Annotated in this window: 14 protein-coding genes; 2 read left to right on the top strand and 12 right to left on the bottom strand. The window is 51.7% G+C overall.

Annotated elements, in window-relative coordinates; translation table 11 throughout:
* Positions 1 to 98: 98 nt before the first annotated feature.
* From PD282_RS13330 to nikR, 10 genes are all read right to left on the bottom strand, one after another.
* A complete protein-coding gene (locus PD282_RS13330; RefSeq protein WP_274651166.1) occupies positions 99 to 2,108 on the bottom strand; it encodes a methyl-accepting chemotaxis protein in 2,010 nt (669 codons plus the stop codon).
* Between the two features lie 217 nt (positions 2,109 to 2,325).
* Positions 2,326 to 2,589, bottom strand: a complete 264-nt coding sequence (locus tag PD282_RS27450) for a DUF6171 family protein (protein WP_420832292.1) — start codon at positions 2,587 to 2,589, stop codon at positions 2,326 to 2,328.
* Position 2,590: 1 nt separating this feature from the next.
* Positions 2,591 to 4,123 carry an alpha-N-arabinofuranosidase gene (locus tag PD282_RS13325; RefSeq protein WP_274651165.1) on the bottom strand — a complete coding sequence of 511 codons (1,533 nt, stop codon included), beginning with the start codon at positions 4,121 to 4,123 and terminating at the stop codon, positions 2,591 to 2,593.
* A gap of 60 nt (positions 4,124 to 4,183) precedes the next feature.
* Positions 4,184 to 5,026 carry a carbohydrate ABC transporter permease gene (locus PD282_RS13320; RefSeq protein ID WP_274651164.1) on the bottom strand — a complete coding sequence of 281 codons (843 nt, stop codon included), beginning with the start codon at positions 5,024 to 5,026 and terminating at the stop codon, positions 4,184 to 4,186.
* A 1-nt stretch (position 5,027) separates the two neighbouring features.
* Entirely contained in the window at positions 5,028 to 5,933 is a 906-nt protein-coding gene (locus tag PD282_RS13315) for a carbohydrate ABC transporter permease (protein ID WP_274651163.1), read from the bottom strand.
* Between the two features lie 95 nt (positions 5,934 to 6,028).
* The gene (locus PD282_RS13310) at positions 6,029 to 7,342 is read right to left on the bottom strand and encodes an ABC transporter substrate-binding protein (protein ID WP_274651162.1); all 1,314 of its coding nucleotides are present in this window, start codon (positions 7,340 to 7,342) and stop codon (positions 6,029 to 6,031) included.
* Between the two features lie 116 nt (positions 7,343 to 7,458).
* Entirely contained in the window at positions 7,459 to 9,108 is a 1,650-nt protein-coding gene (locus tag PD282_RS13305) for a response regulator transcription factor (protein WP_274651161.1), read from the bottom strand.
* Positions 9,086 to 10,948: a cache domain-containing sensor histidine kinase gene (locus PD282_RS13300; RefSeq protein WP_274651160.1), complete on the bottom strand. Its 1,863-nt coding sequence runs from the start codon at positions 10,946 to 10,948 to the stop codon at positions 9,086 to 9,088. The genes PD282_RS13305 and PD282_RS13300 overlap by 23 nt, the downstream gene beginning before the upstream one ends.
* Positions 10,949 to 11,369: 421 nt before the next feature.
* Positions 11,370 to 12,389, bottom strand: a complete 1,020-nt coding sequence (locus PD282_RS13295; RefSeq protein ID WP_274651159.1) for a HoxN/HupN/NixA family nickel/cobalt transporter — start codon at positions 12,387 to 12,389, stop codon at positions 11,370 to 11,372.
* 49 nt (positions 12,390 to 12,438) lie between these two features.
* Positions 12,439 to 12,870, bottom strand: coding sequence for a nickel-responsive transcriptional regulator NikR (nikR, locus tag PD282_RS13290; protein ID WP_274651158.1), 432 nt, complete (start codon positions 12,868 to 12,870; stop codon positions 12,439 to 12,441).
* Between the two features lie 269 nt (positions 12,871 to 13,139).
* Between nikR and PD282_RS13285 the strand changes: the two genes are divergently transcribed.
* Positions 13,140 to 14,381, top strand: a complete 1,242-nt coding sequence (locus PD282_RS13285; protein ID WP_274651157.1) for an MFS transporter — start codon at positions 13,140 to 13,142, stop codon at positions 14,379 to 14,381.
* 154 nt (positions 14,382 to 14,535) lie between these two features.
* Here the strand turns inward: PD282_RS13285 and PD282_RS13280 are convergent, their stop codons facing one another.
* Positions 14,536 to 14,982 carry a DUF1284 domain-containing protein gene (locus tag PD282_RS13280; protein ID WP_274651156.1) on the bottom strand — a complete coding sequence of 149 codons (447 nt, stop codon included), beginning with the start codon at positions 14,980 to 14,982 and terminating at the stop codon, positions 14,536 to 14,538.
* Positions 14,983 to 15,115: 133 nt separating this feature from the next.
* A complete protein-coding gene (locus PD282_RS13275) occupies positions 15,116 to 15,955 on the bottom strand; it encodes an AraC family transcriptional regulator (protein WP_274651155.1) in 840 nt (279 codons plus the stop codon).
* A 145-nt stretch (positions 15,956 to 16,100) separates the two neighbouring features.
* Between PD282_RS13275 and PD282_RS13270 the strand changes: the two genes are divergently transcribed.
* Positions 16,101 to 17,231 (top strand): glycoside hydrolase family 88/105 protein, encoded by a 1,131-nt coding sequence (locus tag PD282_RS13270; protein ID WP_274651154.1) that lies wholly within the window; start codon positions 16,101 to 16,103, stop codon positions 17,229 to 17,231.
* Positions 17,232 to 17,423 lie beyond the last annotated feature (192 nt).

Genomic DNA, 17,423 nt, shown 5'->3' with positions numbered 1-17,423 from the left:
GAATAACAAAGCCCCTTGACGCAGCCGGCGTCCGAAGACGCCCTGCGCAAGGGGCTTAAGCAGAAGAAGCATAACGTGCCGTTTTCCAAGTGACGGTTTTAAATTTTGAAAATCTTAACTAACTGCTGCAGCTCGCCCATCATGCTGTTGAGCGACTTCACGGAAGCGGTAATATCCTCCATAATCGCGGCCTGTTCCTCCGAGGATCCGGCGATCGTCTGGGCTTTACCGGCGGAATCTCTGGCGATACCGACCATGTTTTCGATAGAGGAGGTAATCTCCTCGGTTCCGGCCGACAGCTCCTCGGTCGTCGCGGAAACCTCCTGCGTCTGGGCGGAAACCTGCCGCATCGAGGCGAGTATCGTATCGAATGTGGTGCCGGCGACCTGGATGTTTGCGATGCCTTCCTCGATCTCGAGCACGTTCGTCTGCATAGCGTCCATGGCATTGGAAGACGTCGTCTGGATGGAGTGAATCAGCTCCGCAATGGTGGCGACGGACTGCTTCGTCTGCTCGGCCAGCTTTTTCACTTCGTTGGCGACGACGGCAAAGCCCTTTCCGTGCTCTCCGGCTCTGGCCGCCTCGATCGAGGCGTTCAAGGAAAGAAGCGCCGTCTGGTTGGAAATGTCCGAGATGACGTGCACGATCTTCCCGATTTCTTCGGAATGGCTGTACAGCTCGCCGATCACGCCCGACGTCCGGTTCGCGGACTGGCCGATGACATTCATCTGGCGGATCGCCTTCTTGATTTCGGTAAAGCCGTCCTCCACTTCCCTGGCGACTTCCCCGGCCTGGTCCGATACGGTCTCCGCCGCTTCGGCGATGCGCTGCACGCCCGAGGCCATCTCTTCCATTGCGCTGGCGGACTGCTCCGCGCCCTGCATTTGAATTTCCGTGCCTTGCGACATTTCCTGAATCGCGGAGGAAATCTCTTCGGAAGAGGCCGCGGACTGCTCCGCCGATTCCAGCAGCTCCCCGGAAGCGCCGGCGACCTGATCGATCGTCCGGTTAATTTGCTGCACGATGCCGGAGAGCGAGTCGATCATGTTGTTTACGCTGCCGCAGATTTGACCGATCTCGTCGCCCGACTTCACTTCCAGCCGGCTGCGCAAATTGCCGTCCGAAACCTCCTTGAGCGCGGCGGAGACGGATACGATTGGTTTCGAAACCAGACGGATCAGCATAATGGCGACCAGCGCGACTAGAAGAACAATGCCGATCAGCAGCCATACGCTCATCATCGTCGCTTTGTTCACATTGGCGTAAATTTCAGCGGTCGGAACGGTGATCAGCAGCTTCCAGCTCGTCTCGGGTATCGTTTGAAAGTACGTGATCACTTCTTTGCCGTTTTCACCCGTATAGGTAACGGAGCCTTCGGTATCGGCCAATATCGTTTTGAAGGCGTTCTGCAAGCTGTCGTTCACGGCATAATCGGTCACCTTCTTGCCGATCCGCGAGGAGTCGGGATAGGTGTAGTAGTCGCCCTGGCCGGAGATGATGTATCCGTAGCCCGTCCGGTTCAGCTTGATACGGTCGGTCAGCTGCGAAAAAGTCCCCGGCGAGGCCGAAGCGGAGATCATGCCCGCCACGTTCCCCGAATCGTCGAGAAAGGGAACGCCCATTGGCAGCACGTATGTTTTTGTCTTTTGGCTTAACACCATATCGGAGATGGCAGGCTTCTTCGTTGCCATCGCCTTCTTAAAATAATCCCGGTTGGCCACGTCGAACGCGGCGTTGCTGACATCGATCCCTTTGCCGTCGGGGTGAATCAGAATGTAATTATCGATTTGGCTGTCGCTTTCGTTCAGCAGCCGCAAAGGCGGCAGGACGACCTTGGGATCGAACGATTTGAATTCGGGATGCTGCTTGACGAGCTCTTCGATCGCGGACAATTTCATCTGCATCCAATCGCTGATTCGTGCAATACTCAGCTCTTCGATCATTTTGGCGTTCTGCTGATTGTCGGTTTTGGTCACACTGCCGAAGTAATTCACGTAAAAAAGGCAGGAAGCGGCGAGCGGCGCGATGCAGAGCACCAGAATGACGGCGGACCATTTTGTCCGGATGGATAATTGCGAAAGCTTCAACTTGGATATTCTGCTGGACATAACATTCCCCCTAAATTCAATTTCGTTTTTGTTATTATTTCGGTCGGAATTTGAAATTAATGAATAGCTGCAGCTTGAATTATCGCGAAAGATACGCCTTGTTTCGTGCTGCCTTTTTTATGGATTTCCGATGCAGAAAAAAAAAAGTACTTGGTCCATCGACCAAATACTTTGCCAAACGGCTGATATCAAATATGTGCTGTCCGAACCATATCCGCTACCATTTTGGATTCCAAGGATACGGGCAGCTTCGATGGTTTAATTTTGTCCGAATCTGCACCAGACAGCCGCAATATTTGCAGGTGCCTGCAAGCGTGTATCCCGAGCAGTTCATACAGAGGGAGAGCCTTTTGCGGCTCGTTTCCTCGTCAGCCAGTTCCATATGTCTCGACTCGGTTAACATTTCCAGCATCCGTTCGAGCTTTTCCGGGGTCACCTGAATCGTTTCCGAGCAATCCCTGCACGGGCCGCGGTCCGTCATCTCAGGACAAAGTCAGCGCGACAACGGACATCGGCGGAATTTGCGCCTCGAAACCGTCTGCATGCAGCTTTGCGCCGTTGAACGGCACAGGCGATACTTGATCCGGGTCATCAAATGTATTGTGACTGTTCATGGAGGAGGCCTTCAGCACTCTTCCCGAAATTTGTTTGCCGGCAAAGCCGCCTGTGCGGAAGTCCACCTCCGCGTGGCTTCCGGGGTCCGTATTGCAAAGCGTAATATTCAGCCTGCCTTCCGCATCGACGGAAGCCGAAGCGCTGACCTGGGGAACCGCCTCCTCGCCGCATCGGTAGGCTGCAGACTGCAGCTCGATCGGCTGCAGTACCGCGTCCTGATGGACCTTGAACATTTCGAATACATGGTACGTCGGCGTCAAGATCAGCTTCTCCCCTTCCGTCAGAATGACGGCCTGAAGGACGTTGATCGTCTGCGCGAGATTGGCCATTCTTACGCGGTCGCAGTGATTGTTGAAAATGTTCAGGCTGATCGCCGCCGACACCGCATCCCGCATCGTGTTTTGCTGATACAGGAAGCCGGGATTCGTTCCGGGCTCGACATCGAACCAGGTGCCCCATTCGTCGATAATCAACGCCACCTTCTTATCGGGATCGTATTTGTCCATGATCGCCGAATGCTTTTCCACCAGCTCTTCCGTAAAATAAGCCGCTTTCATGATGGCGAACCATTCGCTCTCTTCGAAATCGACGGCCTGTCCCCGGACCGCTTGCGGATCACGCAAATAAATCCGGTTGCCGTCCGCGCCTTCGACGATGATGCTGTGATCTTTAACCCGCGTATAATAGTGCAGCGCCAAACCGTCCATAAAAGGGCCGGCTTCCCTCATGAGCACTTCCGTCCAATGGTAGTCGTCCCCCCTGGGGCCGGCGGCGATTTTATAAATGGCGTTTTCGCCGTAATCCCTTACGTACGTGCTGTACCGCCGGTAAAGATCGGCATAATATTCCGCCCGCATCCGGCCGCCGCAGCCCCAGTTCTCGTTCCCTACGCCAAAATAAGTGAGCTTCCACGGCTTTTCTTTTCCGTTCGCTTTTCGCCAATCGGCCATGGGAGATTCGCCGTCCATGGTCATATATTCGACCCACTGCTGCATCTCGTAGACCGTTCCGCTTCCGACGTTCCCGCAAATATATGGCTCCGTGTCCAGCTGCTCGCACAGATCGAAAAATTCGTGGGTGCCGAAATGATTGTTTTCGACCACGCCGCCCCAATGCGTGTTAATCATCCGGGCTCTGCCCTCCTTCGGCCCGATGCCGTCCTTCCAGTGGTACTCGTCGGCAAAGCAGCCACCCGGCCAGCGCAGAACCGGAATCTTCAATTCTTTCAGAGCTTGAACGATATCGCTCCGAATACCGCGCATATTCGCAATCGGAGAGTCCTCCCCGACCCAAAAGCCCTCGTAAATGCAGCGGCCCAAATGCTCGGCGAAATGGCCGTAAATGTTGCGGTCCACCTTATGCTTCGCAGCTTCGGTATGGATTGTGATCGTCGTCTTCATCTGATCAACCTCCGGAAATTATTGGTATCCAAACAAGTAACAATTCGATGTAAGGGTTATTTATCCCTTCACGCCGCCTGTCGCAAGGCCCGAAATAAACGCCTTCTGATTCAGCAGGAACAAAACGATGATCGGGATAATCGCCAGCACGGCTCCCGAGATCAGCATGTCGTAATTGTTGCCGTAGGGCGTCATCAGGGCGGATAGACCGATCGGAATCGTAAACATCGTGTTGGTCCGCAGTACGATGAGCGGCCAAATGAAGCTGTTCCAGTTCTGCATGGCAAGCAGGATGCCCATCGCTCCGAAAGCCGGCCGCATTAATGGGGCCATGACTCGGAAAAAGATCCCGAATTCGGTGCATCCGTCCATCCTTCCCGCATCCATGAAATCCTTGGAAATGCCGGACACATACTGCCGGAAGAAAAAGACGGCCATAGGCGAAACGACAAAAGGAAGAATGACGCCGGAATACGTATTGATGATGCCCATATTCACGATCAGCTTATATAACGGGAGCATCAAAATTTCCAGCGGCACCATCATGACAAACAATACGAACGTAAAAATGAGATTTTTCCCCTTGAAGACGTACGCGCCAAGTCCATAGCCCACCAAGGACGAAAGGAACAACGAACACACGGTATAAAGCCCGGTAATCAGCAGGCTGTTGCGGTACCAATACAGGTAAACGCTTTTGTCCGAAAAGAGCAGCTTGTAGTTGTCCAGGCTCATCATGCCGGGAATCAACCGGAGGTCCATCCCGTTTCGGAACAGCTCCCGAGAGTCCTTGAACGATGCCATAAACATGTAATAAAGCGGAAACAGCACAATGAAGCAAACGAGGATGAAAAACGTTATGATGACCGCCGTCGTCAACTTTTTTCGAACCGCCTCACTCATTCTAGTCGCCGTCCTTTTTAAAGAGTCCGAACAGCTTCAGCTGAATCAGGTTGATGGCGAGCACGATCGTCAGCAGCACAATGCCGATCGCCGAGCCCATGCCAAGGTCGTTCCGCTGAAAAGCCTGCTGGTAAATGTACCGCACGATGGTGAGGCCGATATCGCCCGGCATGCCTTCGTTCCAGAAGACGTAGCTTTCCCCGAACATCCGGTAGCCTTCGAAAATGCCGATCGTCAGCGTGTAGATCACGATGGGCTTTAACAGCGGCAGCGTAATGCTGGAAAACTTGGTCCAGCCGCTTGCCCCGTCGATTTCCGCGGACTCGTACAATTCCTCCGGAATGCTCTGCAGCCCGGCCAGATAATAAACCATATTGATGCCCGCGGCTCTCCAGGTGCCCAAAATGACCATCAGCATCATGCCCGTGCCATAGTTCAGCATCCAATTTTGCGGCGGAATCCCGAGTTTGCCGAGTACGGCGTTGATCAAGGCGGTGTCCGATTCGCCGAACATCAGCCGGAACGAAACGCCCGCTACAATGACGGAGGTCAGCGCAGGAATAAAGATCACCGACTTGAAAAACGTTCTTCCCTTCGTCAATTTGGAATTCAGCAACACGGCAAACAGGATGGGAACCGGGATCAACAGCATCAGCGATAAAATCGTATAGATCGTGTTGGTCTTCAGCGCGTTGTAAAAATGCACGTCAAACAGCCGTTTATAATTGTCCAGCCCGATAAAATTTGAGCTGTTCAGCCCTTGAACCTCTTGAAAGCTCATGATGGCCGTCGAGCAAGCAGGATATAGAAAGAAGACGAGAAAGGCCAGAATAAAGGGCGACACAAACAAATACGGAGCCAGCTTTTCCGAGTACAAAGCTTTTTTAAGACCGAACCTCGGGTTCAATCCGCGATCACCTCCATCGGCACGGCGGCAGCCAAAACCGATTCCATCTCATGTTTCGGCGCCGCCGTTATGACATCAAATCAGGAGCGGCTGGATTACTTCTGCTTGCGCAGCTCGTCGGCAGCCGATTTTAACGCCTGCTCCGGAGTCTGCGACTGGTCCTTCAATGCTTTGAACATCACGTTGGAATTGACAAGATCCTGCGCTGCCGAGCTCAGCTCGCCCATATTGGGCGATTTGATTTCATCCTTGAGTTCCAAAAGAACATTGAAGACCTTCTCGTTGCCGAAGTAAGGATCGGGCTTCTGAAGCTCCGGCGAATCCCAGACGTCCCAACGGATCGGATCAAATTGAAGCTCCTGCCAAATCCGGATGCCCGATTCCTTCGTCAGCTTCGCATAAGCCAAAAACTGCTTGGCGACCTCCTGGTTCTTGCTCTGCTTCGTGACCGCGGTGCCCGTTCCTCCCATGCCGGCCGACCTCACATCGCCCTGCTCCCAAACAGGCATCGGGCGGACCACCATTTTTCCTTTCAAGTCCGGCATGTAAGCCAGGAACCGGCTCATATACCACATCGGCATGATAAGCGAAGCCGCTCCCCCTTTGTTCATGAAGGTGAAGAACTCTTCCGCACCGGTATTGCCCCCCGGCATCGGTATGGCGATTTTGTCCTTGTCGATCATATCCTTCATTGCCTGCAGCGTCTTGATGTTCGTTTCATTGTCCAGGATGACGTCGCCGTTCTTATCCAAATAATCGGAGCCTCTTTGCACGATCATCGGCCAGAACGGACGCTGATTGGTCACCTCGAAGGCGGTCATCGGCTTGCCCGTAGCCGCGACAACCTTCTTCCCCGCCGCGATATAATCGTCCCACGTTTTGATCGCGTCCGGGTTCACTCCCGCTTTGTCCAGCAGCTCCTTATTGTAATACACGACGGTGGCGCCAACGTGGAAATCGATCCCGTAATATTTTCCGTCCTTGCTGTAAATATCGAATCTCGATTGGATGAACTTATCCTTCTCGGGCTCGATAATATCGTTCAATTCCACCAGCTGAATATCGCCTTTAAGAAAGTTCTGAAAATAGTTGATGTTAATATCGGCAAGATCGGGAGCGCCTACGCCGGATTGAAGAGCGATGAGCAGTTTATTGTGCATTTCCGCGTTAGGGTACGTGTCAACAGTCAGCTCGATGGGCTCGTCGGGATGGCTTTTGTTCCATAGATCAGCCGTTTTTTCGTAATAATTTTTGTGCAGGTCCTGGAATGTCCATAGCGATAACTTGACCGGCTTCTTGGCATTCGAATCGCCGCCGCCGGATGAATTTGTACCGCCGGAACTGCAGCCCGACAATACGGCAGACAGCAGGAACAAAGCGGTAACCACGATCAGCGAAGCTCTTTTCATGCGTTCTCATTCCCCCTCACAATAAGTGGTTTTATGGCAGATGAACGGTTAACGTTCACCTACTTCGATGATAAAAAAACGAGCACCGTGCCGGGACTCCAATTTTTTATCATCCGCTACAACTTATTGATCGGCTCAATTGTTTTGCATGCCTGCTCGTATTCCTGGGGTGTCATACCGGTAACCTCCTTGAAGACTTTAAAGAAGTAGTTGTAGTGATTAAAGCCGGCCCGGCTTACGATCTCCTTCAGCTTATAATCGCCTTGCTCGATATCCAGCTTGGCATGCTCAATCCGGACATGGTTCAAGTACTCGGCAAATCCCATCCGGCACTCTTCCTTGAACAGCCTGCTGAAATGAGAGCTGCTGACCCCGGCATAATCGGCGACATCCTTTAGCGAGACGTCGGTACGATAGTTGCGGTGGATAAACGCGATCGCTTTTTGAATGCTGCCGCTGAACGGCCCGTCCCATTTCATTCGCCTCAGCGCGGCAATCAGCTTGTGGAACAGATTCAGGATCCAGGATCTGATATCCGTCAGCGTTTCATATTTCTGAATCCGATTAAAGGGGATTTCTTCCGTCGTATACACTTCGGAGATATCCATACCGGTCTCTTTGCAAATCTTGCCCGCCATGTTTATTAATTCCGCGCAGATGATTTGGGTGGATTTGCTGCTTATTCTTTTCTGTGAAATGTTGTCAAACAGCTTATTGACGAGGCTGCTCGCGGTCTCCTCGTCCAAATTTCGCAAGGCGGCGTATATGGCCTTTTCCTCCTTGATATCCAGGCAGTAAAATCCGTCTTCCTGCTCGCTGCAAGTGCTTTCAATAAAAATGCTGTTTTTGCCTGCATAAAACTTGTCCTTCAAGACGGACTTGGCCTCGTTGTATGCAAGAGGCAGCTGCAGCACATCGTTCCACACCTTGCTGACGCCCGAGCAAACTGTAATATTCAAGTATTTCTTGATTTCCGACCGGATCCGGTTCAGCAGCTCGTAGATCCGGTTGTACAAATACATCCTGCTTTTGATTTGGCCGGCAGCGAAAATAATCGCGAATTTCCCTTTCTCCGCATGCACGACCCACGATGGCTCCCAATCGCGTACAAGTTGTCCGGATATATCAAGAAAGGTTTGGATGAGCACGTTCATCTCTTTGGGAGTGAATTTTTCTTCAATGAGCCGGAAATCGTCGATTTCGATGACCGTTACCATCAGGGCTGCGGTATCCAGCCGGATATCATAGTCGCTAAATGTCTTCAGTATTTCCTGCCGATCCGTCATGCTCCCTTCAAGCAGCCTTCTCAGAAACTGCTGAACGAGCGCCGCCTTGCCGGCCGTTAGCTCGTGATACAGCTCATTTTGCCTTTCGCGATGACATTTGGAGGCGAGGATGGAGTTTTCCGCCGCTTTCAAAACCTCAAGCAGCAGCGACGCATCCATCCGGTGCTTCAGCACGTAATCCATCGCTCCCCGTTTCAGGCTTTGACGAACATAATCAAAATCATCATAAGCGCTTAAGGCGATCAAACGGATATCCGGATATTGCCGCTCCATATATTCGATAAGTCCGATGCCGTCCATGATCGGCATATTCATATCGGTGATAACGACATCGGGCAGCTCTTGTTCGATGACCTGAATTGCATCCATTCCGTTGCTTGCTTCCCCTGAAATCGTAAAGCCGTGGCATTCCCACTCCATCATCGTTTTCAGGCTTGTCCTGGAAACGGCATTGTCGTCAACGATCAGCACCTTCAGCATAAAGACCGCCACTCTCCTCGCTTACGATCGGAATTGAGATTTCCACTGCCGTATACAGACCGGGAACGCTTTGTATGGATACACCGTATTGATTTCCAAAATACAGCTTGATCCGCTCATCCACATTCCGGATTCCAATCCCGCTAAGCCCGGAACGATGATGGCCGCTTGCTCCCGTCTGCAAAGCATCGATCAAAACATCGTCCATTCCGACTCCGTTATCGGTGACCGTAATGGTTAAGTCGTCTCCGGCCCTGTAACCTTTGATCACGATCAGACCCTGGCCGCCTGCTGGCTCCAGCCCGTGCAGCAGGCAATTTTCCACAATGGGCTGCAGGATGAATTTCAGGATGCGGGCATCCAAAATTTCATCTTCAATTTCATAATGAACCTTGAACTTGCCATAATACCGGTAATCCATAATGTTCAAATAGTCCTTGACATATTCGATCTCATCGCGGATGCTGATCAGCGCGCTTCCTTTTCCCATACATCCGTGGAGCAGGTGGATTAAGGACGAAATTAAGCCGGAAATATTATCGGCTTTCTGGATTTGGGCTAGCCACCGGACCGTGTTTAACGAATTGGATAAAAAATGGGGATTGATCTGCGCCTGCAGCGTTTTCAGCTCGGCGAGCCGCTTCAGCTTTTCCTTCTGTTTGACCTCTTCGATCAAATCGCTAAGCTCGCCGGCCATATGATTAAAATTCATCGCCGCCTTCCCCAGCTCGTCGCTGCTGTCGTCCTCGATCCGGATTGCCAGATTGCCGCGCCTGACGTTGTTCATCGAAATGACCAGCTTCCTTAAAGGCGTGGAGATGCTTCTCGACACGCGGGAGGAAAGGAACAGGGCAAGCAAAAAGCAAACGACGCCTAAGACCATAATCGAAATGCCGATTCTGATCGATTCATCGTTCAGGTAGGAGTACGGAATGCTGCTGACCACATACCAGTCGGCGCCGGGAATGTACGAAAAGGCGAACAGGCGGTGCCGGCCGGAAGCGGCGCCGTTGAAGGAGAATATGGCTTTCTCGCGGTTCCTTTTGAGCGCTTGGATCAGCTCCTGATCGGGGTAAGGCTTCGCCGGCTTCATATTCGGGTTCCGGCTGGAAATCACCGTTCCGCCGCCGTTTACGATAAACATTTCCGAACCGGTTCCCATACTGATGTCTTTATACTTCCGGAGAATATATTTCTCGTCGATTCTCATGATCACGAATCCGAATGGAATGCCTCGAAACGATTTAAAGCTTCTGGTCAGCAATATTCCGGTATCTCCGTAGTTATCTCTGCGATAATTCCAATCGCTTATATGGTCTTCACTGTCCATACCGGCGATTGTCCATAGGGGAACGCCGTTATTCGCCGAGTCCTGTTTGAAAATATCGTTTAACACGTCCAGCTTCAGATTGAATTTAAAGTTGACGTCACCGTAAGCGATCAATTTTTTCTTATCCTGCGTATAGATCAGAACGTCCGAAACACTGTTAAGAAACGAAAATTTCTTGGCCAGCATGCTTTGCATTTGCAGCTCCGCCACGTTCTTCTCCCATTCGTTCATCGTATCGAAGCCGGACAGCGTATTTTGCACGATATCCGAGAAAGCGATGTCAACGCTGTCGTTTTCGAGCTTGTCCAATTCGTTTTCAATATTTTCGCGAACCTGGTTCATCAGCTGGATCGAAGTCGTGCTTATTTTCGATTTGATCGCTTCGCTTGAAGTATCGTAAGCAAAAATACTCGTAACCAATAAGGGAACAAGTGAAAACACGGCAAAGGAAATGACCAGCCGGTTTTGGATTTTAATTTTTCGCAGAAAACGATTTAAACTGCCACCCATCCTATCAGCATCCCTCGTTAAAATGCACCATCTTAAAAATATGATCCTTCCATACGACATATGAATTAGGAATGTACCGTTTCCGCTATATTCGCTCACGGTGTAAATCGGGACCGTTTCGAAAGGGAAGATTTGGTTTCTTTAAATGTAATCGCTTTCAACAAGATGCGTCAATGTTTTCATGATCCCAAAAGCCTTTGCAGGCCGAAACGAATCCATCGATATTCCTCCGTCGCTTTCGCTAAGACGATGTCGTTCAAGTAAAAAAGCCGCTATATGTGCGGCTCCGTTAAGCGAATAATGTTGGTTGTTCTGCCCTTCTCTATCCTATTCTATCCATTCCCTGCATCTGCAAAGCTGTTCAACCGAAAGCCCGCATGGGCTTTTCTCCTATGGCAATAACGTTAGCATTCAAGCGAGCCTAACTTGTCCATCGCTGCTCAATTTTCATAAACTTCCATATCCCGTAAGAGACCGCCCAGGACAGGACGAATACCGTCACCATGACATACCCCAAAATGCCAAAATCCAAATTTTGCACCCAGTCCCAGAACCCGCCCGACAATCCGAGCTCCGGCGTGATCACCTGCACCAGTTCGATCATTCCGATGACCAGCGCCGCGACAACGGAAATTCCGGTCACGCTCATATTGTAATAGACTTTGCGCAGCGGCGTCCGGAACGCCCAGCGGTAAGCCGTCGTCATAAAGACGCCGTCCGCCGTATCGAGCAGGCTCATGCCGGAGGCAAACAGAAGCGGAAGAGCCAAAATTCCCGTTACCGGAATGGCGCTATGAGCCGCCCCTGCCGAAATGGCCAGCAGCGCAATCTCGCTTGCGGTGTCGAACCCGAGACCGAATAAAAATCCGATCGGATAAACATGCCAGCTTTTGCTGACGAATTTAAACAGCGGATTCAGAAAACGTGCGATGAGCCCCCGCGACTGAAGCAGTTCCTCAAGCCGGTTGTCATCGTGATGCTTGTGACGCATAGCGCGGAATACTTTATAAATTTGGATGAACACCAATAAATTGAGCACGCCGATCAGAACCAGAAACACGCCGGATACCGACGCCCCGATGAGGCCGCCGATCGTTTGCAATTCCGGAAGGTTGGCCGACGCCCATTTGGCCGCGATTGCGGTAATGACGGCCATGATGCATACGACCGATGAATGCCCGAGCGAGAAGAAAAACCCGACGCCCATTGCAGATTTTTTCTGTTGAACCAGCTTGCGCACGGTGTTGTCGATCGCCGCAATATGGTCGGCGTCGAATGCGTGCCGCATGCCCAGCGTATAGGCGAGAATTCCCAGCTCAAGCAGAACGGGAAACTTAGGAAGCGAGACCAGCAATAAAATGATTCCCGCAATATGCAGCGCAATCACAGCCGCCGCATAGCCTGTCCAGCGTCCTTGAATTTTCCCGGCTTTCTCGTTCATGCCATGTCTCTCCCATCTGCTTATGAAAAATGATAAGTATCGGTTACCGCTATTCGTGCTCCTTAATATCAATGTGCGTGACGGAAAGCTCCGTATAAAGAATACCCTTCAAAACTCGGATGTGATCGCTGAGCTCTCTCAGCCGCCGCATTTCGCCTCTGACGACGAGAATTTCCAGACACTGGTGGTGATTCAAGTGAATATGCATGGTCGATATAATTTGGTGATGATAATCGTGCTGCAATTCGGTGAGCGAAATCGGAAGCTCGCTGACATGGTGATCATAAACCATCACGATCGTTCCTGCGACCATTTGCGACTCCGGAAATTGAGACGGCTGAAGAAGCGATTTTCGGATGAGATCGCGAATCGCTTCAGAACGATTATGATAGCCTTGATTGTGGATCATCGTATCGAATTGCGCCAGTAACTCGTTCGGAATCGAAACGCCGAAACGAGCCAATTCGTCATTTTGCATCATTGCCCTCCTCTCGTAGCACTTTTAGGTATAATCGTAACACAAATCGATTTTGAATGACATGTTTATTTCCGTCAGCAGCCTAAAAAATTTTGCCGTTCGGGGATTGCGGCTGATCCCTGGTTTCAACGGTCCTGTTACGTCTGCGGCATCAAGTTCGGCGATTTTCTATAATAAAGATTGATCGGAGAAACAATAAAATCTTATCACTCGTCCGGCTTGTTCCCATGATAAGATGGGGGTAATGCTACGGATCGGAAGTGTATACTAACATGGCTTTCTCCTGGAAGCGCAATCTGTTTGTTTTATGGATCGGCTCCTTCTTTGTCAGCTCCGCCTACTCTGTCTCCATCCCGTTCCTCCCTATTTTTCTGCACGAACAGCTTGGCGTTCAGAACCATCTCGAGACCTGGACCGGCGTCACCTTCGCAGTGACGTTCCTCTCCTCCGCCTTAATCGCTCCGTTCTGGGGCTCGCTGGCCGACCGTTACGGGCGGAAGCCGATGATGATCCGGGCGGGCATCTGTCTGACCATCACCTATCTGCTTTATTTTCTCGTGCAGAACCCTTACGAACTGATCGCAGTCCGCATCGTGGAAGGGCTGCTTGCGGGATATATACCGGCCACAGTGGCTCTGGTTGCGACCAATACGCCGGAGAACCATGCCGGCTACGCGCTTGGCCTATTATCCACCTCCACCGCCGCGGGGGGCATAATCGGTCCGCTTGTCGGCGGCTTGGTGAGTCAATGGCTTGGCAACCGCGAAGCCTTTCTCATCTCCTCCGGACTTGTATTTATCGCCTTCTTCATTGCAATCCTCTGGGTCAATGAGCTGAAAATAAGCCCTGCCTCCGTAAAGCGGAATGTGAGCGGCGATTTGAAAGAGGCCGCTTCCAATCGCGGGCTGATGATTCTGCTCGGCATCATGCTGGCGGTCTCCGCCTCCGTCATGATTATCGAGCCTCTGCTGACGACTTATGTCCTGAAGCTGGGGGCTGACCCGAAAAAAGCCTCGCTGAGCTCGGGCATTATTTTCTCGGCGGTCGGAATCGCCACTTTAATCGCGGCTCCGCTCTGGGGGAAAATCGGGGTGCGAATCGGGTACGGGAAGGTTCTGTTCATCGGATTGATCGGCGGAGGCATCGGAAATTTGCTGCAAATCGCCTTTCATGATCTGGTCAGCTTCGGGGTGCTGCGGTTTATATACGGCTTCTTCTTCGCAGCCGTTTATCCGTCGCTCAGCGCACTCATCGTCCGGGCGACCGACCCCGGCTTCCGCGGACGCGCCTTCAGCCTCAATCAGGCGTCTACCCAGTTGGGCACGATGCTCGGTCCGGTGGCCGGCGGCTTTCTGGCCAATTTGTTTTCCATCTACGCCGTCTTCCTCATTAACGGCGCCAGCATGCTCATCATCTCCTTGGTCATTCGCAAGCGCAAATTCGCCGCCCGGACGGAATCGACGGCCAACGCCGATCCGGTGTTAACGGGGAACGAAAACAAGGCCGCGACCTGATGCCGCGGCCTTGTTTGGCCTCCCGCTCTCCATATTCTGCAAATAGCCGAATGATTTAAGTTACCAAATCCGCGCTGATAATGGCGGATAACGGCCTCCATTTCACTTTACGACTTCACGGTCTGTGCCGATCTCGGAGGCCGATCATACGTCTTTAGGTCGGCGGCTCTTTCGCGGCGTTACCCGGCAGCTCCCGCAGCAGGCCTCCGCCTGCAAGATGGCCCACTCCTTCCCGGCACAAACCGAGCGGCTCCCAACGGCAGCTGCGGCATAACCGGCCGATATCATCGGGCTTTACGCGCATCGCGACTTGTGTGCACACGTCCGACCAGCGGATGCGGGCACCGATGCGCAGACCGGCCAACGCCAAAATATCCTCATCCTTCCGATAAACGCTATCGTTCTCGCAATGCGGAACCTGATCATCCGGAAAGGCTGCGCAAATATCGTCGGGTCCTTCAATCAGCTCCAGCTCCGTCTCCGGCTGCGTCCGAAGCGTCTCATAGATCGTCGTCATATTCGCACAGAAGCCGTCGGAATAGCCTTTGCCCCGGTAGCCGAGCAGGCAGAGCAGATGATGGCCTCGCAATCGGATCGTCATCGCGGAAACAGCCCCTTTCATTTTTGTTAACCAAACCTGCCTTTTAAGGTTAACATATGGGCAAATAGGACGGCAATCATGTTTTAATAAAGATGGCTCGGCACCTGCTGCCATTCGATTTCCCGTGTGACGATCACGTCCTCCCTTTTCTGTAATATAGAGGCGTATGCCCGGTAACGGACTTGAACACTCTGCCAAAATGCGTAACGCTGCCGAAACCTGCCTTTTTGGAAATCAGGCGGACCTTCATCGAGGATTGCTCCAGCAGCTTTTTCGCTTCTTTAATCCTGACGCTGTTGACATACTCCACGAACGTAAATCCCGTTGCTTCTTTAAAAAAGCGGCTTAAATAATAGGGGCTGACGTAAAATTTGTCGGCTACACCATGAAGCGACAGCTCCTGCATATAATGGCTGTTAATATAACGGACCACCTCCGAAATTCTTTCATGCATGGGACTTGGGGATTCCGCCGGCTCAGAGCCGGTCGGTTTCACATGCCGGCAGCACATAATGAGCAGCTGCAAAACCAAAGTCTGCGCATACATCTCGAAGCCCGGCTTTTGATCCTCAATTTCCTGAATAATACCTTGCGAAAGCGCTTCAATGGATAGCCTGTCGTAAGGGGAACATTTTATAATGAGGTACTCCCTCTCGAACAGCGGCTGCAAAATTTCGTTACACGAAGCGTTCATGGAGACCATATGACGCTCATGAATGTTCACGACGAGCCGCTCGTGCTTCGGCATGGCCGTATTGGTCGTCCGATGCAAAATATTCGGCGCGATAATGATGACATCTCCCTCGCTGACAACCGTCGTCCGATCCTTTATAAAAAACTCCCGTTTGCCGGACATTAAATAGAAAATTTCGTACGTACTGTGAAAATGGCTGGACGGCATATGGTGACTTAACGCCTTCCGGTGAGACACGGAGAATGTCCCTTGAGCGTTTTCGAAATGAATCCCTCCCATTTTTCGCCTCCGCCTTTCAATCGGTTTGCTTTTATTATACGCTCCCGCTTCATTGCGGCAAGATATAAGAAGATTTCGGCGTTTTCGGCAAAAACCGTACATCTTCCGATGCTAATCTAATCTTAAGCGAAGGAGGAATGAACCCATGAATGCTTCGGAATCCAATAAAGCAGCCTTACGCGAAGCGCTGACTCCCATTCAATGGGCGGAAAAGGCATACGAAGCGCTGATGTCCAAATTCGAGCCGGAAATGCTTCCGCCGGACCGCTTTCACTATCATCAGGGCGTCTTTCTGTCGGGGATGGAGAAATGCTGGCGGCAAACCGGGAAGCCGGAATACTTGAACTATATCAAGAGGTGGGTGGACAGCCAAATTCTTGCCGACGGCAGCATCAAAAAGCATAAGTCCGACGAGCTGGATGATATTCAGCCCGGCGTGCTTCTCTTCAACCTGTATGAGCAAACAAAGGACGAACGGTACAAAAATGCGCTGTACACGCTTGTTTCGTTGTTGAAGACCTGGCCGACCAATGCTTCGGGCGGGTTCTGGCATAAGGGTCATTACCCGAATCAAATGTGGCTGGACGGCTTATACATGGCCGGGCCGATCGCCGCTCAGTTCGCCAAAACGTTCGGAGAAAGCGAATATTTTGACCGGATGGCCGATCAGGCGATATTGATGGCGGAGCATACCCATGACCCGAACACCGGCTTGATGTACCACGGGTGGGACGAAACGAAAACGGCGAAATGGGCTGACCCCGTTACAGGCTTGGCTCCGGAGTTTTGGGGTCGCGCGATCGGCTGGTACCCTGTCGCTCTGCTGGAAATGTTCGAATATTTTCCCGAAAACCATAAACATAAAGCGAAGTTGACAAGCATCCTGCAGAACCTGCTCATTTCTTTGACGAAGTACCAGGATGACGCCACCGGATTATGGTATCAGGTTGTCGACAAAGGGGACCGCCCGGATAATTGGCTGGAAAATTCCTGTACTTCCTTGTACGTTCATGCCATTGCCAAAGCGGTGCGACTGGGCTATTTGGACGCCAAGTATCTGAAATATGCATGGAAGGGCTACCAGGGCGTGGTCGATACACTGAAGTTCGACGAAAACGGCCATGTCGTCATCGGCCAAATTTGCATCGGAACCGGAATCGGAGACTACGCCCACTACATTGCCCGTCCTACGAGCGAAAATGATCTGCACGGCGCAGGCGCCTTCGTTCTAATGTGCGTGGAAATGAGTCTGGCGCAAAAAGCGCAGCAAATATAAACCGAGATGCTGCGAGAGGCGGAAAAAGCGGTTGTACGAGAGCGGCGTCTCGTTCAACCGTTTTTCATATGTGCTGCCAAGTCCGGTTCCGTTTGCTATTCAGATCAGCGGAAATGTCTTTTTCTTAAGTCGATGACATGTCACGATCCAGATTGTTCCGGGCCGATCTATACCGTCTTTGTCGTTTCCTTC

This window comes from Paenibacillus humicola (assembly GCF_028826105.1).
Taxonomy (GTDB): domain Bacteria; phylum Bacillota; class Bacilli; order Paenibacillales; family Paenibacillaceae; genus Paenibacillus_Z; species Paenibacillus_Z humicola.
Note: the sequence above shows the minus strand (reverse complement) of the source record. Positions and strands in the feature narration are given on the sequence as shown.